Raw genomic sequence first — 17,671 nt, forward strand, 5'->3', positions numbered from 1 at the left:
GGCAGGACAGAGGGGGGGCGCGAAGGAATGAGACGTTGGTTCCTGACTGCCGCGCGCTTCGGTCTTTGACATGCCAGCTCCCGCCAAACTCAGGGCCTATCGCGCCAAGCGCGAATTCAGCAAGACGCCGGAACCCGTCGGCGATCTGGTTGCCGGAGAAGGCAACCGCTTCGTCGTGCACAAGCATCACGCCACCGCCGACCACTACGACCTTCGCCTGCAAGTCGGCGACGTGCTGAAGAGCTGGGCGGTGCCTCGCGGCCCGTCGCTCAATCCCGCCGACAAGCGGCTGGCGGTCGAGACTGAGGACCACCCGCTCGAATATATCGACTTCGAAGGCGTCATTCCCGAGGGCGAATATGGCGGCGGGCCGATGATCGTCTGGGACACCGGCGTCTGGGCACCGATGGACGATGTCGAAAAGAGCCTGCGCACCGGTTCCTTCAAGTTCCGTCTCGCCGGCGAGAAGCTGAATGGCGGCTGGATGCTGACCAGGCTGAAACCGAAGCCCGGCGAGGATGAGGGCAAAAAGAACTGGCTGCTGTTCAAGGAGCGCGACCTCGCCGCCGACGCCAGGCTCGACATACTGGAAGCCCGGCCGGAAAGCGTCAAATCCGGCCGCCGCATCGAGGAACTGGTGGCAACCCCGAAGCCAGCCCCCAAACCTGCCAAGCCGGTGGTGCTGAAACCCGGTGCGCTGCCGGGTGCGATCAAGGTGCCGCCGCCCACCCGCATCGAGCCGCAACTGGCGACGACCGTGGCGAAGCCGCCGGGCGGCGATGCCCCCGCGAGCCGCACGGGCGAAGTCTGGCTGCACGAAATCAAGTTCGACGGCTATCGCACCATGGCGCATCTGGCTGAGGGCGAGGTGCGGCTGATCACACGCGCCGGCCTCGACTGGACCAGGCGCTATGGCGACCTGCCGCATGCCTTCGCCAGGCTGCCATGCCGTGAGGCTGTCATCGACGGCGAGATCGTCGTGCTCGACGCCAAGGGCATCAGCCGCTTCGCTCTTTTGCAGGACGCGCTGGCCGAAGGCGGCGGCAACAAGCTCCACTTCTACGCCTTCGATCTCTTGCATCTCGACGGCTGGGACCTGAGAAAAGCGCCGCTCGGCCGGCGCAAGGCGCTGCTGTCGCAATTGCTGTCCGGTTTGGCCGCCAACTCCGCCATTCAGTTCTCAGACCACGTCGAAGGCGATGGCCAGGCGCTCTACGACCAGGCTTCCGAGATGGGACTGGAAGGCGTCGTCTCCAAGCGCGCCACGGCAATCTACCAGAGCGGCCGCACCAAGACCTGGACCAAGATCAAGGCGCTGAAGACCGGCGACTTCGTCATCGCCGGCTACACCACCTCCGATGCAGCCGAGGGACTGGCCGCACTCGGGCTCGGCGAATTCGAGGATGGCGAACTGCACTATCGCGGCAAGGTCGGCACCGGCTTCGATGCCGCTACCGCCACCGACTTGCTGGCCCGGCTGGAGCCCTTGCGCGCCGGCGCGTCTGCACCCGAAGGGGTTCCGCGCGAGATCTTGCGCGAGATGAACTGGGTGCGGCCGCTGCTTTCGGCCCATATCCACTATGCCAACCGGACTGCCGATAATGCGCTGCGCCATGCGGTGTTCCGCGGACTGCGCGACGTCGGCCTGTCGACGCCGGTGTCGGCCAAGCGCAAGCGGCTGATCGCCGAAGCCGACCTCGCAACGATCTGGGTGACCAACCCGACGCGGCGGCTGTTCGGCAAGACCGGACCGACCAAGCTCGACATCGCCGTCTACTACGCGCTGGTCGGCGATTTCATGCTGCCGCACATCCTCGGCCGCCCGGTGTCGCTGGTGCGCTGCCCGACAGGCAGGCCGCAGGACTGCTTCTTCCAGCGCCATGCCTTCACCGGCATGCCTTCATCGGTGGCGACCTTCGAGGCGACCAATTCCGAGGGCGAGACCAAATCCTATCTGTCGGTCGAGGACGCCAAGGGCTATCTGGCGCTGGCGCAGTTCGGCGTCGTCGAGTTCCACACCTGGGGCACCCACCGCACGCGGCTCGACAGACCGGACCTGATCGTCTTCGACCTCGACCCGGGCGAGGGGATTAGCTGGCGTGAGGTGGTCGAGGCGGCGGTGCATATCCGCGCCGGGCTCGAGGCTTTGGGGCTGGTGCCGTTCGCGAAAACCTCGGGCGGCAAGGGCATCCACATATCAGTGCCGGTGACGCAAAAACAGAACTGGAAGAAACTGCACCAGGCGACCAGCGCCATCTCCTCGGCGTTGGCCGCCACGGCGCCCGACACCTTCACCACCACCATGGGCAAGGACAACCGCAAGCGGCGCATCTTCATCGATTATCACCGCAATGCGCGCGGCCACACCTCGGCGGCACCTTACTCGCTGCGCGCCCGCACCAACCTGCCGGCCTCGACGCCGGTGAGCTGGTCCGATCTGGAATCCATCGACGCTCCGGAAGATTTGAATTATTCTTCGCTGCCGGGCCTTCTGGCCACCTCCGGCGATCCCTGGGCCGACATGGAAGATTTCGCTAGGGATTTGCCGGTATTGTGAGGGCGATGTAGGTTTTGCGCAGCGCCGTTCGTCCTTTGGACGAAGCGCTGCGAAAAGTTCGACAGTGCACGGCCGCGTAGGAGAGTTTCATGGCGCCCAGGGCAAGTTGGAAAGGTTACCTCAAGCTCAGCCTCGTCAGCTGCCCGGTCCGGCTGTATCCGGCGACGAGTGCCAGCGAGCGGATCAGCTTCAATCAGCTGCACAAGGACACCCACAACCGCATCAACATGAAGCCGGTCGACCCCGAACTCGGGCTGGTCGAGCGCTCGGATCTGGTCAAGGGCTACGAATACGAGGACAAGCAGTACATCATCATCGACGATGCCGACCTCGAGGCGGTGCGCATCGAATCCAACCACACGATGAACATCGAGGCCTTCGTCGACGAGCGTTCGGTCGACGTCATCTACCAGGACGCGCCCTATTACCTGGCGCCCGATGGCGCCATGGCCGAGGAAACCTTCGCGGTGCTGCGCGAAGCCATGCGCAAGTCCGGCAAGCTGGCGATAGCGCGGCTGGTGCTGTCCAGCCGCGAGCGCGTGGTGACGATCGGCGCGCGCAAGAACGGCATGTTCGTCTGCACCTTGAGGAACCCGAACGAAGTGCGCGGCACGGCTGAATATTTCGGCAACATCCCGGCCGGCAAGCCCGACCCCGAAATGCTGCAGCTCGCCGAAGCGCTGATCAAGCAGAAGGAAACCACCTTCGATCCGAAGAACTACGAGGACCGCTACGAGATCGCGCTGATGGCGATGATCCGCGAGAAGCTCAAGGGTCACAAGCCGATCATCGCCGCCGCCCCCGAGCGCGGCAATGTGATCAATCTGATGGATGCGCTGAAGGCCAGCCTGTCGCAGTCGGCCAAGCCGCCGGCCAAGAGCAAGAGCAAGGCCGATGAGGCAGCCAAGCCTGCAGCGAAATCCGCCAAGGCTGCCGCCGGCGCGGCCAAGGAAAATCCGCTTAAGGCCAACCTCCTCAAGGCCGTCGGCAAGAGCAAGGCGTGACGGCTCTCGCCGGCAACGTCTTCGGCACCATCGGCGCGCTGGCGGCGTTCCCGCTCAGGCTGGCCGCGCGTGAAGTCGAGCGCCGGCAGGGCCAATTGTGGCGCGGCGTTAACAGGCGCACCAGCCATGTCGTGTTCGGCCGCTTGTATCTCACCAAAGGGGAGGCCGAGATCGAGCGCCGCGTCGCGGCCGAGCGAACGGCCGGCCGCAAGCTCATCAGCGAAAACGGTTTTTTGCGCCTGCTCGGGCTGATGAAGGCGCCGGAGGCTTCGGCCCTGTCGCGGCAATCGCTTCTCGACCAGTCGCGGCTGGCTGCGCCCGCCCTCGACCTGTTGTCGCTGTTCGATGCTTTCGAGCATGATTGCGAACCCTATTCGTTTCGCGACCTGATCCTGGCCCGCAAATATGCCGGGCTTGTTGCCGGCGGCGCCTCGTGGGGGGCGATTGCGCGTTCGGTGCACCGCTCCGGTCCGGTCGGCTCGCTCACCGCCAAGTCGCTCAATGTCGGCTCGCAGCACGGGCGCGCGAATGCGATCTACCTCGAGGGCGGGCAGAGCGAACTCGACGGCCAGCTGCTGTTCGACTTGGGGTCGCCCGATGACGACACGCTGGAAGACCTGTTCGCCGACGCCGAAGCGGCGGAAGAGGCTGAAGACCACGAACATGCGGCGGCGCTCTATCAGCGCTGCCTCGCCATCGACCCGACCGACGCCATCGCCGCCTTCAACCGCGCCAACTGCCTGCGCGCCTCAGGCCATGCGGTCGAGGCGGCGCACGACTATGCCCGCGCCATCAAGTGTGACCCCGGCTTTGTCGAGGCCTGGTTCAATCTGGCCGGGCTGATGAGCGATGAGGGCCGCGACGCTTCGGCGCGCCGGCATCTGCAGAAGGCGATCGCGCTCGATGCCAATTATGCCGATGCGCTGTTCAACCTGGCACGGCTGGAGTTCGACGCCGGCAACCTTGCCGAGGCGCGCCGCCACTGGTCGCGCTATCTCGAGCTCGACGCCGGCTCCGAATGGGCGCGCATGGCGGCCAGGGGCATTCAGTTCGTCGATTTGCAACTGGCGCGGATGTCGGCAGGGTGAGGGCTCGTTTGGTCGCGCTTGAACACCCCCCTCTGTCCTGCCCTCTTTGCCACCACTTGGCATCTCCCCCTCAAGGGGGGAGATTGGCTGTCACCGACGGTTTCGCCAACTACCACCGTTGGGGAGTGGGCGGGGAGACGAAGCTGCTAATCTCCCCCCTTGAGGGGGAGATGGCCGGCAGGCCAGAGGGGGGCGCGAAGGAACTCGACCTTCATCTGCGAGGCACCCTGTGATGACCACATTCCTCTTCGACGGCCCCGAAACCGCCGCCATCACCGTCCTGCTCGCGCATGGCGCCGGGGCGCCGATGGACTCGGCCTCGATGAATGCCACGGCAAAAGCGCTGGCCGAAGCCGGCTTCCGCGTTGCGCGCTTTGAATTCCACTACATGGCGGCCCGCCGCTACGGTCATCGCAAGCCGCCGCCGCGCGCCGAGACGGTGAATCCCGAATACATCAAGGCGATCGCCGACCTCAGGGCGAAGGGCGTGAAGGGAACGCTCATCATCGGCGGCAAGTCGATGGGCGGCCGCGTTGCCTCGATGATCGCCGACGAGATGTTTTCGAAGGGTGAGATTTCAGGGCTGCTTTGTCTGGGCTATCCCTTCCATCCGCCGGCGAAACCGACGCAGCTTCGGACAAAACACCTCGCCGATCTCAGGACGCCGACATTGATCTTCCAGGGCACGCGCGATGAGTTCGGGACCAGGGACGAGGTAGCGACCTACGACCTTTCCGACCGCATCGAAATCCTTTGGCTGGAGGATGGCGACCACGATTTGAAGCCGCGCAGGAGCATCTCCGGCTTCTCCACTGCCGATCATCTGAAGACACTCGCTGATGCGGTGAAGGCGTGGGCGGGCCGGCTCTGATTTCTGCCCGATGAAGATCGCCACCTTCAACATCAACAACATCAACGGCCGGCTGCAAAACCTGCTCACCTGGCTGACTGTCGCCAAGCCCGACATCGTCTGCCTGCAGGAGCTGAAGGCGAGGCAGACGCAGTTTCCGCGCACGGCACTCGCGGCGGCCGGCTATGGCGCGGTTTGGGTGGGGCAGCCGACCTGGAACGGCGTCGCCGTACTGGCGCGGGGTTCAGAACCCGTTCTGACCCGCGAGGCGCTGCCCGGCGACGACAGCGATAACCAGGCCCGCTATATCGAGGCGGCGGTCAACGGCATCGTCGTCGCCTGCCTCTATGCGCCGAACGGCAACCCGCAGCCCGGTCCGAAATTCCAGTACAAGCTGGCGTGGCATGAGCGCCTGAACGCGCATGCGGCGGAACTTTTCGACACCGGCCTGCCGGTGGTGCTGGCCGGCGACTACAACATCGTGCCCGAGCCGCGCGACATCTACCCGACCCGCTCCTATGACGACAATGCGCTGGTGCAGCCGGAAAGCCGCGCCGCTTTCGCAGCACTGCTCGACCAGGGCTGGACCGACGCGCTGCGCAAGAAACACCCGAAGGAAACGCTCTATACATTCTGGGATTATCGCCGCAACCGCTGGCCGCGCGACGCCGGCCTGCGGCTCGATCATCTATTGATCAGCAAGAAACTGGCGCGCCGGCTGACCGCGGCCGGCATCGACCGCAACGTGCGCGGCGAGACCGGCGCCAGCGACCATGCCCCTGTGTGGGTGGAATTGCGGTGAGGGTGGAGAGCCAATCTCCCCCCTTGTGGGGCAGGGCAACCGCATTTGGATTCTTGCGAAGATGGACCCCCCACCCTAACCCTCCCCACAAGGGGGAGGGAACGCTGCCGCGCGCTTTCACATTCCCTTTGGCGCTGAAAGGCAGGCGATTTGCCGAGGTCAGTGCCAACGGAAGTCTCCCTCCCCCTTGTGGGGAGGGGTAGGGGTGGGGGGTCCATCGTAGAGCGAAAGCCTCGGCTTTCCACCTGCGATAAGCCCCTGCCACGAGGGCGGAGACGCCCGGCAGGGCAAAGGGGGCGCGTAGGATCGCCAGCCGGTTCATCGGGTGACATAGGGGCGCAGTCGCGTTGGTTGAAAGCCGGCGGGACAGCGCCCCCCTCTGTCCTGCCGGACATCTCCCCCACGAGGGGGGAGATTGCAGGTCGCCATCGCTTTCGCCAGCCATACTCGCAACCAGTCACATTGGTCGCGCTCCTTCGCGTGCGAAGGCCTCGATCAAAGGCGCATACCCCTCAAGGTTGGGTTGGGCGGCGAAGCTGTGGCTGGCGGCGGTCGTTGCCCAGGGCAGCCTTTCCGACGTGAAAACCTCGACGAAGGGCACGTACCAATGGTGCTCGTCGAGCATTGTTGCGCGAACATTGACGAAGAAGTCCAGGCCGTGCGGCTGCGTGATCATCCAGTTCTTGCAATGCGGGCAGTAGAGTTGCCGGTGCGGCCCATGCATGCCACCGACCACCGGCTCGCCCTGCGTAACGGTCAAGCCTTCGCTTGGCACGGCCATGGTCAGGGAATAAGCGCTCGCGCTCAGCTTCTGGCAGCCGGTGCAATGACAGGCCATTGTCAGCAAGGGCGGTGCGCTTATCCGGAAGCGTATCCCGCCGCACAGGCAGCCGCCTTCCCAAGGCAATTTCCACTCATCCATCACTTGGCCTCGATCGGTCTTGAGCCCCTGCCGAGCGATTCTAGCGCACGAGCGGGCAACATTGCGGCGACCGAGAGTGTCCCAGGCACATCCAGCGCTTTGGCGCAGGCGAGCGTTTTTGCGCTGCTGTTCGCTGGCAATCTGCGGAATTGAACCGGGGCATCGACAAGCCCGACGCCGACCGGCATCATTGCGGGCAAAGCGAACAGCGGCCCGAGGGGGAGCCCGATGAACAGGTTTGTCGACAGGCTGCTCGCAATGCTGCTGCTGGCGATCGGCATGCTCTGCTTCACACGTGTGTATTTCGCGCTGGGCGGCGGGGGCGCCGGCGAAGGCTTCGCGTCGGTGCGCCTGGCTTTTTTCGGGACAGCGGGCGTTGTCTCAGCCCTTGCAGCCCTGCTGTTCTGGGCCGGCCTGTTGCCGGGCCGATCGACGCACGATCCGAAGGTGCCGCTGTTCGGCAGGGGCGCCGAAACGCAACCCGGCGGACGACCACGCCTGCGGCGGCTCTTCGCCGTCGTCCCGTTCCTCGCCGTGCTCGCTCTGGTGGCCGACCAGCTCGGCCCCTGGTCGCGGCAGCCACAGGACGCCGGCAAAAGCATGACCGCCGAGCAAGTCGTGCCGAGCGCGCCGCAAGGCCAAGACGTCACCAGCGCACCGGCCCCGGAGCCGGAAGCGATACAGCCGCCAGCGCCTGCCTCGCCATCCGAGGTCGCGCTGGCCCCACCTGTCTCACCGCCGGAGCCTGCTCCAGCCCCGGCCGCGCCACCGCAGACCGTCGCGCCGTTGCCCCAGGCTCCGCCGCCGCAGCCGACGCAACCGGATGGCCACCGTGATGCAGTGGTCTGGCTGGCGGCAGCGCCCGACGGTCACTCGATCCTAAGCGCCAGTACCGACCGCACGGTCAAGCTCTGGGATATCGACGGCAAGCGCCTGATCCGCACCCTTGGCGTCCACAAGGACATGGCGCGTACCGCGCTTTTCCTGCCCGATGGGGCGCGGGCGCTGACGGCGGGCGACGATGGCGAGATCGTGCTGCGCCAGCTCGTCGATGGCGCGGTGCTGCACGTCTTCTCGTCAGGGCAGAACGGCGGCGTCAACAAGCTGGCGATCAGCCCGGACGCCAGACGTGCCGTCAGCGGGCACGACACCGGCAGGGTCATCGTCTGGGATATCGAGAAAGGCTCGGTGCTGCATGTTATGCCGGGGCACGACTGGTCGATCAGCGGGGTCGCCGTCTCGCCCGACGGCACACGCGCGATCAGCGGCAGTATCGAAGGCACGCTAAAACTATGGGACATCGGCACCGGCAAGCAGCTGCGCAGCTGGCACGGGCATGAGCGCGGCCCCTACGGGATCGTGTTCATGGCTGACGGGCGCCATCTGATCACCGGCAGCGGCGATTATACGATCAAGCTCTGGGATCTCGACAGCGGCCGTGAAGTCCGCCGCCTCGATGGCCATTTGGGCACGGTCTATGCGCTGGCGCTGTCGGCCGACGACAAGCGGCTGCTGTCGGGCTCGCTCGACGGTACGGCACGGCTGTGGGACATGGAAACCGGCGGCGAGACCGCGCTGTTCGACAGCCGGTCCGGACCGGTCTACGCCGTGGCGTTCGCCGCCGACGGCACAGTGCTGACCGGCGGCTACGACCGCACCATCCGGGACTGGCCGGCGGGCGGCGGAGACGGCATGGTTCTTTTCGCCGGAGCGCCAGATTGAACAGATTTTCAAGCTAGGGATATTTCGCAAGGAAAAGCTCCGCGCTAATGATTGCTGATGGCGATGGACGGATCAGCTCACGTGGACAATGAAAACGGACTGGTTGTAGCGACAGCATCCTTTGCCAGTTCCCCCGGGCCCTATCGTCGGAAGGTTATCGCGGCGGTTTTTCTTGCGCTGGCCGCCACGGTGCTGTTTTTCCCGACACGCCACTTCTATGTCCTCTGGTCGGCTGCGCATAAGGCGAAAACCGCGCTGCTGGCCGAGAACTATGTCCAGGCCTTTGGTCCGTTGACGGTTTTGGCCGAGGCAGGCGATCCCGTCGCCCAGTTCGATCTTGGTCTGATGTATGGGCAGGGCCACGGCGTTGCCCAGAATGACGGGCTGGCAGTGTACTGGTTCGGCAAGGCTGCCGAGGCAGGAAATATGGAAGCCGCCTTCGCTCTCGGCCGGCTATACTATCTCGGCCAAGGCGTCAAAAAGGATGATCAGCTTGCCGTGAAGTGGGCGCGAAAGGCAGCGGACGAGGGGAATGCGGCTGCTCAATCCATGCTTGGTCTTCTGTATTCCAGAGGCGAAGGCGTTGCTCAGGATGACTTCCAAGCGGTTTCCTGGTGGCGCAAGGCTGCAGTGGCAGGAAATATAGAGGCCGCCAGCGGTCTCGGCCAGGCTTTTCACTATGGCAAAGGCGTTGAACAGGACGATCGGCTGGCCGTCATCTGGGCGCGAAAGGCTGCGGAAAACGGGGATGCGCCCGGCCAATATCTGCTTGGCATTCTCTATAATGAAGGTCGAGGGCTGGCGCAGGACGACGATTTGGCATTCGAATGGTGGATGAAGGCCGCAGTCAGCGGTCTTGCGGAAGCGCAATACAATATTGGTGTACTTTACGGCACAGGAAGAGGCGTCGGCGAGGACGACGGCCAAGCATTCACATGGTGGAGCAAAGCCGCAAAGCAGGGAAATGTCGATGCTCAACTCGGTTTGGCGTACGCCTATGCCAACGGTGAAGGCATCGCCAGAGACGACAAGTCCGCCGAGTCCTGGTGGCTGGCCGCCGCGAAAACGGGAAATGTCGATGCCGAAGCCAGTCTTGGGATGCTGTATTATCGCGGTATCGATGGACAACCGGACTACAAGGAAGCCGCCAAATGGCTGCTCAAGGCTTCGTCCCATGGCCATCCCGCAGTCCAGATCTATCTGGATATGATGAAGGAAGACGGTCTGTTGGACACCAAGACATTGTAGGCGAAGATCACGTTTGGCTTCCTAAAGTGACCAATCTCCACATCGTCGAGGCGTCGATTGAACAGCTGCGGCAAGCGCTCGATGACGGCACCGTCACCAGCGTCGAGCTGGTCGGCGCCTGCCTGCGCAGGATCGCCAGGTATGACCGGCATGGCATCGCTCTCAACGCCGTTCCGGTGCTCAATCCGAAAATGTTCGAGGAGGCCGCCGCGTCCGACCGGCGCCGCAGGAATGGTGCGACCCTCGGGCCGCTGGACGGCATCCCCTATACCGCCAAGGACAGCTACAAGGTAGCAGGCCTGACGGTGGCCGCCGGCTCGCCCGCCTTCGAGCATCTCACCGCCAACGAGGACGCCTTCACCATCGGGCGGCTGCGGGCCGGCGGCGCAGTGCTGATCGGGCTGACCAACATGCCGCCGATGGCCAATGGCGGCATGCAGCGCGGCGTCTACGGAAGGGCGGAAAGCCCCTACAATGCCGAATACCTGACCGCGGCCTTCGCGTCGGGGTCATCGAATGGTTCCGGGACCGCGACCGCGGCCAGCTTCGCCGCCTTCGGGCTCGGCGAGGAGACATGGTCGTCCGGCCGGGCGCCGGCGTCGAACAATGCGCTGGTCGCCTACACGCCGTCGCGCGGTGTCATTTCGGTGCGCGGCAACTGGCCGCTGGTGCCGACCATGGACGTGGTGGTGCCGCATACGCGCAGTGTGCGAGATATGCTCGAACTGCTCGACGTGATCGTCGCCGACGACCCGGACACCTCCGGCGATTTCTGGTGCGCGCAGCCCTGGGTGGCGTTGCCGAAGAGCTCGGCCGTGCGGCCGCCGCGCTTCACCGGGCTCGAGCTGGAGGGGGCGCTGCAAGGCGTGCGGCTCGGCGTGCCCCGCATGTATATCGGCCGCGATATGGAGGCTGATGTGCCGATCCAGACCCGCGCCTCGGTGCTGGAGCTGTGGGAGCAGGCGGCAGCGGATCTGCGGCGGCTCGGCGCTGATGTGGTCGAGGTCGATTTCCCTGTCGTCTCCAACTACGAGCGCGACCGGCCGGGCACAAAAAACATGGTCGATCGCCGGCTGGTGCCGGAAGAATTCGCTGAGCGCGAGATATGGGATCTGAGCATTTTCGCATGGGACGATTTTCTGCGCGGCAATGCCGACCCCGCGATCCCCGATCTGTCCTCGGTCGACGGCCCAAGAATCTTTCCGCAGCCGCCGGGCACGTTGCCGGACCGTTATGAGGACAGTTTCGATCTGGCGGAATATGTCGAGCGGGCCAAGCGCGGCGTGACACCCTTCACTGATATCCCCGGGCTGGAGGCCGGCCTGAAAGGCCTGGAGGCGACCCGGCGCGTCGATTTCGAGGATTGGCTGGACGCGCAAGGGCTCGACGCGGTGGTGTTCCCGGCGGTCGCCGATGTCGGACCGGCCGACGCGGATGTCAACGAGGGGTCCGCAGCGCTCGCGTGGCGCAAAGGCACCTGGGTCGCCAACGGCAATCTGGTGTGGCGCCATCTCGGTATTCCGACCGTCACCGTGCCGATGAGCACGACGGCCGATATCGGCATGCCGGTCGGCCTCACCTTCGCCGGCAAGGCATATGACGACACCCGGTTGCTGCGGCTGGCCGGCGACTTCGAGCGTTTTGGCCAGCGCCGCACCCGCCCGCCGCGCACGCCGGAACTTCCCGACGATGTTTTTTTCGCCCGGCCTGCCGCCCGCCGGCCCGGCGAGGCGCCGCCGCTCACCGTCGCGCTTGCCGCCGAGACGCGCCATGGGGATGATCAGGACGAGATTACCATCACGCTTGATGTGCATGGCGAGGCCGGAACCGAGATCAGCGTGAGAGTCCATGTCAACGGCGAGCCCATTCGCATGCTGCGGACCGGCGCGCACTTCACCGGGCGTGCAGTCGTACCGGCCAAAGAGCATGAGAGAATCCACAGCGTCTGGCGCGGCTCGTACGGCTCGATCGTCACTGCTGTCGTGCGGCTAGCGGACGGGAGCGCCGCCGGCGCCTACGCGGTGACAGGCGGGATTGGGTGAGGGGCTGCTGCAAGTACAGATGCTGACGGAAGACAGCAGGCGACAGGAATGCTCGGATGAGAAGATCTCTTGTAATTGGCGCGATTATGCTCGCAACCTACGCCAACGCGCACGCTCAGAACTTGGCCGAAGACATTCACCGCGACGGACAAGGGCCGTCAACGATGTGCGGTTTCCACGGTGCTGACGCACTTGATTTGATCAGGCGAGTGAAGGCATCTCCAGCGCTGCGCCGGGTTCCTGCTTCGTCCCGCTTCGAACTGTTCGTTTCTACTGACGAGCTGACGCAGTGGAGTTTCACAAGACCCACCGAACAGGCCTACCCCGCCATAACGTGCAGACGCCTCAGCAGGGATTGGCAAGGCAACTGGCGCCAAAAACGGACTATGCGCTGCGAAGCAGGTCGCCGGGCCTGCGATAGGCTGTTTGCCGAGTTCCAGCGGCTCGACGAGCAATTCCGGCGCTCGCTGCGCAGATAGATCGGCCAGAAACGGCGCCACGCTCGCTGGACAGCAGCCTACATCGCCAAGCACAGCAAAGCGGCGGGCTTGAATAGAGTTATCAGCTCGCCCGCCTTGATCTCGGCGCCATTGGCGGCATTCAGCGCGGCGTTGTGCTGCCGGCTTTTCCGCGTCAATCCGGCTTGCAGGGGTCGGCCTTGGCCGCCGCTGTCTTCTCGCCCTCCTGCTGCGCCTCGACATCCTGCTGCGAAGTGGCAAGGTTTTTATCGCCACCGGCTTCCTGGTTGGCAAGCGGCATGGTGTTGCCGGTCTTGTTGGTCGGGCCGCCCTCTACCCTGTTGCCGGCATTCGCATCGGTTTCGAGGGGCGCACGCGTTGCGTCTTTTGCGACGCCTGATTGAGCTTTTATCGATGCGGTCGTCTCATGGCAGGTGGCGCTTGCCGTGCCGGCGCTCAGGCCGATCATAGAGGTGGCGAGCAAAATAGCGGTAAGCGTCTTCATCTCATCCTCCTTTCGGTGTTTGAGGTCATCTTTCTAAACTGCCGGCACTATCTGAGGTTCCGCTATTCGGTCGAACCTCAAACGGAACGATCAGCGGGTCCTTCCGGACCGGGAGCCAATTGTAAACCAAAAGTTGTACCGGCGCAGCCGTTACTCGACATGGTACTTGCGCCACCCCTAAAATAATGAGATGCTGGTTTCGGGTTATTGGGTAACGAGTGTTGGGGTAGGGAGAAGGCGTCTCGACTGTTGTAAGTTCCGGGACGGCTTTGGGAATTCATGAAACTCCTGCGGTTCCTGGTGGGCATCCTCACCATGTCGTCTGTCGTGGCGATTTCGACTTATTGGGCAACGGGTTCAATCTGGAAGGCGACCGGCGGGATGATCATTGCCTTGATCGTTTTGCAGGTTGGGTATTTTGTCTACCTCCTCTGGGCGGCCTATAGGCCCGGCGCGGAAGCCGCAGGAGCTGACCCCCCTGAGAGTATTGCCTGTGAGAGTATTGCCTGGCTCGACCATGGAGCTGGTGCCCGGCTCTAGCGCGTTTTGCAGCCAAGTGGAATCACTTGGCGCCGTAGAAATGCGGCTAAAACAAATAGATAGAGCGGGATGCCAGTTTTAGTTTGAACGCATCCGCTCTAGCTGTGACCCGAACCGAAGGTCATCAGTTCGAGACCGGACGGTTCCGGAATGTCCATTGGACGTCCCGCAGGGTCAGCCAACCAGCCATATATATCAGCCCGGTTCGGACAATTTGGCACGCAACCTCTTGCTTTGCGGGCTTCCGCAGGCGCGGCCTATCGCGTATTGGCGCGGGGAAAATCCCTTGGGCACGCGTGAAAAGCATGATTCGACTGGAAAGCATCAGCAAGCAGAACGGACGGCAGATCGTCTTCATCGAGGCCTCCGCCTCCTTGCAGAAGGGCGAGAAGGTCGGGCTGGTCGGCCCCAACGGCGCCGGCAAGACGACGCTGTTTCGCATGATCAACGGCGAGGAGCAGCCCGACGAGGGCCAGGTCGCCGTCGATCGCGGCGTCACCATCGGCTATTTCAGCCAGGATGTCGGCGACATGGCGGGCCGCAGCGCGGTAGCCGAAGTGATGGACGGCGCCGGGCCGGTGAGCGAAGTGGCGGCCGAGATGGGCGAACTCGAAGCCGCCATGGGCGATCCCGATCGCGGCGATGAGATGGAGGCGATCATCGCCAGCTACGGCGACCTGCAGGCGCGGTTCGAGGAACTCGACGGCTATGCGCTGGATGGCCGCGCCCGCGAGGTTCTGGACGGCCTCGGCTTCAGCCAGGAGATGATGGACGGCGACGTCGCAAAACTTTCCGGCGGCTGGAAGATGCGCGTGGCGCTGGCCAGGATCCTGCTGATGCGGCCCGACGCCATGCTGCTCGACGAGCCGAGCAACCATCTCGACCTGGAAAGCCTGATCTGGCTGGAGCAGGTCCTGAAAAATTACGACGGCGCGCTGCTGATGACCTCGCACGACCGCGAGTTCATGAACCGCATCGTCAACAAGGTGGTCGAGATCGATGGCGGCTCGCTGACCGCTTACTCCGGCAACTATGAATTCTACCAGCAGCAGCGGGCGATCGCCGACCGGCAGCAGCAGGCGCAGTTCGAGCGCCAGCAGGCGATGCTGGCCAAGGAAATCGCCTTCATCGAGCGCTTCAAGGCGCGCGCCTCGCATGCCGCCCAGGTGCAGAGCCGGGTGAAGAAGCTGGAGAAGATCGACCGCGTCGAGCCGCCCAAGCGCCGCCAGAAAGTGTCGTTCGACTTCCAGCCGGCGCCGCGCTGCGGCGAAGACGTGGTGACGCTGAAGAACGTCCACAAGGGCTATGGCAGCCGCTCGATCTACGAGGGGCTGGACTTCCAGGTGCGCCGCCGCGAGCGGTGGTGCGTGATGGGCATCAACGGCGCCGGCAAGTCGACGCTGTTGAAGCTGGTGGCCGGCGCTTCCGAGCCGGACGATGGCACGGTGGCGCGCGGCCCGAGCGTCAGGATGGGCTATTTCGCCCAGCACGCCATGGAAGTGCTGGAGGGCGAGCGCAGCGTGTTCCAGACGCTGGAGGACGCCTTTCCGCAGGCAGGCCAGGCGCCGCTACGCGCGCTGGCCGGCTGCTTCGGCTTTTCCGGCGACGAGATCGAGAAGAAATGCCGGGTGCTGTCGGGCGGCGAGAAGGCGCGGCTGGTGATGGCGCTGATGCTGTTCGACCCGCCCAACCTGCTGGTGCTGGACGAGCCGACCAACCACCTCGACATCGCCACCAAGGAAATGCTGATCACAGCACTTTCGCAGTATGAGGGCACCATGCTGTTCGTCTCGCACGACCGCCATTTTCTCGCGGCGCTGTCGAACCGCGTGCTGGAACTGACGCCAGAGGGCATCCACACCTATGGCGGCGGCTATACGGAGTATGTCGAGAGGACGGGGCAGGAGGCGCCTGGGTTACGGAGCTAAGCTGCCGCGAGAGCAACAGGGGCCGAGCGGCTCGGCGTCGTTGGCCTGAGGGGGGCGGGACTGGCGCCGAGCCTAACCGGTTGGGGGGTAGATCACCGGCCATTTAGATACATACGCCCAACCTAATATAAGAGCAAGCTAATGTTATGCGTTAGCGGTTTCCAGCGGCTGTTTCCAATCGGTGGAAGTTTCCGGCCGCCGCTTCCCGGCCGCGCGCTTAAACCGGGTGATGGAACTGGCGCCAGAAGGCATCCGTGGCGGCGGCTGACATGTCCAGCGCACCGGCCAGAGGCGACGGGACTGCGAGGCGGAGGTGCAGAGCGGGGGCGCTGAAGGCGATCGCCGGCTTGACCCTTCACGAGGCCGGCGACATTGTGGATGGCTGTTCGCCAGTCCATAACGGTCGTGTGGGAATGGATTTTCGCAACGCCCTCGATGAATCGCTGGCCTGGGCCAGCCGATGGTTCGACTACGCCGTGACGCCGTGGTTTTTCTATCAGGCTGCCATCATCGTCGTGCTCTTCCTGGTCGCGAAGCTCGCGGCGCAGCGCATCGAACCGCTCGTGGAGGACCGGGCACGCCAGATCAAGGGGCATCCCGGACTGTTGAGGGTCGTGGTTGCCCTGTTGCGGCGCACCGACTGGATCCTGTTCACGGTCTTCCTGCTTGCCGCGCTCATTCTCATGCGCGCCATCACCTGGCCAAGCCGGAGCCATTTCATCTATATCGCGCTCTCGTTATCCCTCGCGTGGCTGTTCGCGTCGGTGCTGTCGCGCATCATCCGCAACCGCCTCGTTGCGCGGGCTCTCGCCTGGCTGACCTGGATCTATGCGGCCCTTGTCATCCTGGGCATCGATGACGACGCCGCGGCTTTCCTGGACAGCCTGGCAATACCGTTGGGCGCGGTTCGCCTTTCGGCGCTCATCGTGCTGAAAGCGGCGCTGCTGCTGATCGCCACGGTTTGGCTTGCGGTGGTCGTCGGCAAGTATATCGATGAGCGCGTCCGGATCTCCGAAGAGCTGACACCCTCGATCCGCGTCCTCGTCGGCAAGGTCGCAAAGATCGGCCTTGTGCTGGTGGCGGGTGCCATCGCCCTGTCTTCCGTCGGTCTCGACCTGACGGCTCTGACGATATTCTCCGGCGCCGTCGGCGTCGGCCTGGCTTTCGGACTGCAAAAGGTCGTTTCAAATTTCGTCTCCGGCATGATCATCCTGCTCGACAAGTCGATCAAGCCGGGCGACACCATTTCGCTCGAAGGTACTTTCGGCTGGGTTCGCGAATTGCGGGCGCGGTTCGTCTCGGTGGTGACGCGCGACGGCCGCGAATTCCTGATCCCGAACGAAGACTTCATCACCCAAAGGGTCATCAACTGGTCGTTCAGCGATAACCTTGTGCGGCTCGACGTCAATTTCGGGGTCTCTTACGACGCCGACCCACATAAGGTCAGCGAACTGGCGATAGCGGCCGCCATGAGCGTCGGCCGGGTCGAAGCGGACCGGCGGCCGGTCTGCTGGCTCACCGACTTCGGCGAGTCCTCGCTCAATTTCGTCCTGCGCTTCTGGATCCACGACCCTCAGCAAGGTCTGACCAACGTGCGCGGCAGGGTACTGCTGGCGCTGTGGGACACTTTTAGGGAAAACGGCATAGACATCCCCTATCCGCATCGCGAGATCATCATGAAGCCGGATGGACGCGCTGAGAAATCAGGCGGACGCTGATGCTGCCAATCTCCCCCTTGTGGCCCCTTGTGGGGGTTGAGGAGTGGTCCGCGCAGCGGACGGAAAGCCAATTGCTTGGCTTTCCGAACGACGAACGTCCGGCAGGGCAGAGGGGGGCGCGAAGGATCGCCAACCTTGCTCGTGCGCGGTTAGCCTGGAGTGTGCGTCTTTCTGAACGCGCAAAGGACGTTCTAAGCTGAGAGACGTCGTAGGGACAGCGCCCCATAGGCGCTAACTTAGGGCATGAGCGTTATCCTTGCTGCGGCGGATTGGCTTTTTCGTCGCCT

At 64.1% G+C, this 17,671-nt stretch carries 14 protein-coding genes; 12 read left to right on the forward strand and 2 right to left on the reverse strand.

Annotated elements, in window-relative coordinates:
* The first annotated feature begins 70 nt into the window (after positions 1-70).
* The 5 genes from ligD to AC0L3L_RS26900 all read left to right on the forward strand — a co-directional run bounded on the left by ligD (position 71) and on the right by AC0L3L_RS26900 (position 6,301).
* Complete coding sequence (gene ligD / locus AC0L3L_RS26880) at positions 71-2,557, forward strand: DNA ligase D (RefSeq protein WP_473639982.1); 2,487 nt, start codon at positions 71-73, stop codon at positions 2,555-2,557.
* A gap of 89 nt (positions 2,558-2,646) precedes the next feature.
* A complete protein-coding gene (ku, locus tag AC0L3L_RS26885; RefSeq protein WP_473639984.1) occupies positions 2,647-3,561 on the forward strand; it encodes a non-homologous end joining protein Ku in 915 nt (304 codons plus the stop codon).
* Positions 3,558-4,649: a tetratricopeptide repeat protein gene (locus AC0L3L_RS26890; protein WP_473639986.1), complete on the forward strand. Its 1,092-nt coding sequence runs from the start codon at positions 3,558-3,560 to the stop codon at positions 4,647-4,649. Before ku ends, AC0L3L_RS26890 begins: the two co-directional genes overlap by 4 nt.
* Before the next feature lie 232 nt (positions 4,650-4,881).
* The gene (locus AC0L3L_RS26895) at positions 4,882-5,520 is read left to right on the forward strand and encodes an alpha/beta hydrolase family protein (RefSeq protein ID WP_473639988.1); all 639 of its coding nucleotides are present in this window, start codon (positions 4,882-4,884) and stop codon (positions 5,518-5,520) included.
* A gap of 10 nt (positions 5,521-5,530) precedes the next feature.
* Positions 5,531-6,301 (forward strand): exodeoxyribonuclease III, encoded by a 771-nt coding sequence (locus AC0L3L_RS26900; protein ID WP_473639990.1) that lies wholly within the window; start codon positions 5,531-5,533, stop codon positions 6,299-6,301.
* Positions 6,302-6,758: 457 nt separating this feature from the next.
* On the opposite strand, the gene AC0L3L_RS26905 is transcribed toward AC0L3L_RS26900, so the two are convergent.
* Positions 6,759-7,223 (reverse strand): GFA family protein, encoded by a 465-nt coding sequence (locus AC0L3L_RS26905; protein WP_473639991.1) that lies wholly within the window; start codon positions 7,221-7,223, stop codon positions 6,759-6,761.
* Positions 7,224-7,451: 228 nt separating this feature from the next.
* Here AC0L3L_RS26905 and AC0L3L_RS26910 point away from each other — a divergent pair, with 228 nt between their 5' ends.
* The 4 genes from AC0L3L_RS26910 (at position 7,452) to AC0L3L_RS26925 (ending at position 12,714) form a co-directional block, all read left to right on the forward strand.
* On the forward strand, positions 7,452-8,945 hold the full coding sequence (locus AC0L3L_RS26910) for a WD40 repeat domain-containing protein (protein ID WP_473639993.1): 1,494 nt from the start codon (positions 7,452-7,454) through the stop codon (positions 8,943-8,945).
* An 81-nt stretch (positions 8,946-9,026) separates the two neighbouring features.
* Positions 9,027-10,193 carry a tetratricopeptide repeat protein gene (locus tag AC0L3L_RS26915; RefSeq protein ID WP_473639995.1) on the forward strand — a complete coding sequence of 389 codons (1,167 nt, stop codon included), beginning with the start codon at positions 9,027-9,029 and terminating at the stop codon, positions 10,191-10,193.
* Between the two features lie 26 nt (positions 10,194-10,219).
* The gene (locus tag AC0L3L_RS26920; protein ID WP_473639997.1) at positions 10,220-12,235 is read left to right on the forward strand and encodes an amidase; all 2,016 of its coding nucleotides are present in this window, start codon (positions 10,220-10,222) and stop codon (positions 12,233-12,235) included.
* A 56-nt stretch (positions 12,236-12,291) separates the two neighbouring features.
* On the forward strand, positions 12,292-12,714 hold the full coding sequence (locus tag AC0L3L_RS26925; protein ID WP_473639998.1) for a hypothetical protein: 423 nt from the start codon (positions 12,292-12,294) through the stop codon (positions 12,712-12,714).
* Between the two features lie 154 nt (positions 12,715-12,868).
* On the opposite strand, the gene AC0L3L_RS26930 is transcribed toward AC0L3L_RS26925, so the two are convergent.
* The gene (locus AC0L3L_RS26930; protein WP_473640000.1) at positions 12,869-13,198 is read right to left on the reverse strand and encodes a hypothetical protein; all 330 of its coding nucleotides are present in this window, start codon (positions 13,196-13,198) and stop codon (positions 12,869-12,871) included.
* A 279-nt stretch (positions 13,199-13,477) separates the two neighbouring features.
* On the opposite strand from AC0L3L_RS26930, the gene AC0L3L_RS26935 reads away from it, so the two are divergent.
* The 3 genes from AC0L3L_RS26935 to AC0L3L_RS26945 all read left to right on the forward strand — a co-directional run bounded on the left by AC0L3L_RS26935 (position 13,478) and on the right by AC0L3L_RS26945 (position 17,384).
* Complete coding sequence (locus AC0L3L_RS26935; RefSeq protein WP_473640002.1) at positions 13,478-13,738, forward strand: hypothetical protein; 261 nt, start codon at positions 13,478-13,480, stop codon at positions 13,736-13,738.
* A gap of 305 nt (positions 13,739-14,043) precedes the next feature.
* Entirely contained in the window at positions 14,044-15,666 is a 1,623-nt protein-coding gene (locus AC0L3L_RS26940; RefSeq protein ID WP_473640004.1) for an ABC-F family ATP-binding cassette domain-containing protein, read from the forward strand.
* Positions 15,667-16,079: 413 nt separating this feature from the next.
* Positions 16,080-17,384: a mechanosensitive ion channel family protein gene (locus AC0L3L_RS26945; RefSeq protein WP_473640010.1), complete on the forward strand. Its 1,305-nt coding sequence runs from the start codon at positions 16,080-16,082 to the stop codon at positions 17,382-17,384.
* Positions 17,385-17,671: the final 287 nt, after the last annotated feature.

It is taken from the genome of Mesorhizobium sp. WSM4849 (assembly GCF_055811385.1).

Bases quoted from the DNA above. Each gene is read 5' to 3' on its own strand.
- ligD (WP_473639982.1), top strand. From the start codon at position 71: ATGCCAGCTCCCGCCAAACTCAGGGCCTATCGCGCCAAGCGCGAATTC.
- ku (WP_473639984.1), top strand. From the start codon at position 2,647: ATGGCGCCCAGGGCAAGTTGGAAAGGTTACCTCAAGCTCAGCCTCGTC.
- AC0L3L_RS26895 (WP_473639988.1), top strand. From the start codon at position 4,882: ATGACCACATTCCTCTTCGACGGCCCCGAAACCGCCGCCATCACCGTC.
- AC0L3L_RS26900 (WP_473639990.1), top strand. From the start codon at position 5,531: ATGAAGATCGCCACCTTCAACATCAACAACATCAACGGCCGGCTGCAA.
- AC0L3L_RS26905 (WP_473639991.1), bottom strand. From the start codon at position 7,223: ATGGATGAGTGGAAATTGCCTTGGGAAGGCGGCTGCCTGTGCGGCGGG.
- AC0L3L_RS26910 (WP_473639993.1), top strand. From the start codon at position 7,452: ATGAACAGGTTTGTCGACAGGCTGCTCGCAATGCTGCTGCTGGCGATC.
- AC0L3L_RS26925 (WP_473639998.1), top strand. From the start codon at position 12,292: ATGAGAAGATCTCTTGTAATTGGCGCGATTATGCTCGCAACCTACGCC.
- AC0L3L_RS26930 (WP_473640000.1), bottom strand. From the start codon at position 13,198: ATGAAGACGCTTACCGCTATTTTGCTCGCCACCTCTATGATCGGCCTG.
- AC0L3L_RS26935 (WP_473640002.1), top strand. From the start codon at position 13,478: ATGAAACTCCTGCGGTTCCTGGTGGGCATCCTCACCATGTCGTCTGTC.
- AC0L3L_RS26940 (WP_473640004.1), top strand. From the start codon at position 14,044: ATGATTCGACTGGAAAGCATCAGCAAGCAGAACGGACGGCAGATCGTC.
- AC0L3L_RS26945 (WP_473640010.1), top strand. From the start codon at position 16,080: ATGGATTTTCGCAACGCCCTCGATGAATCGCTGGCCTGGGCCAGCCGA.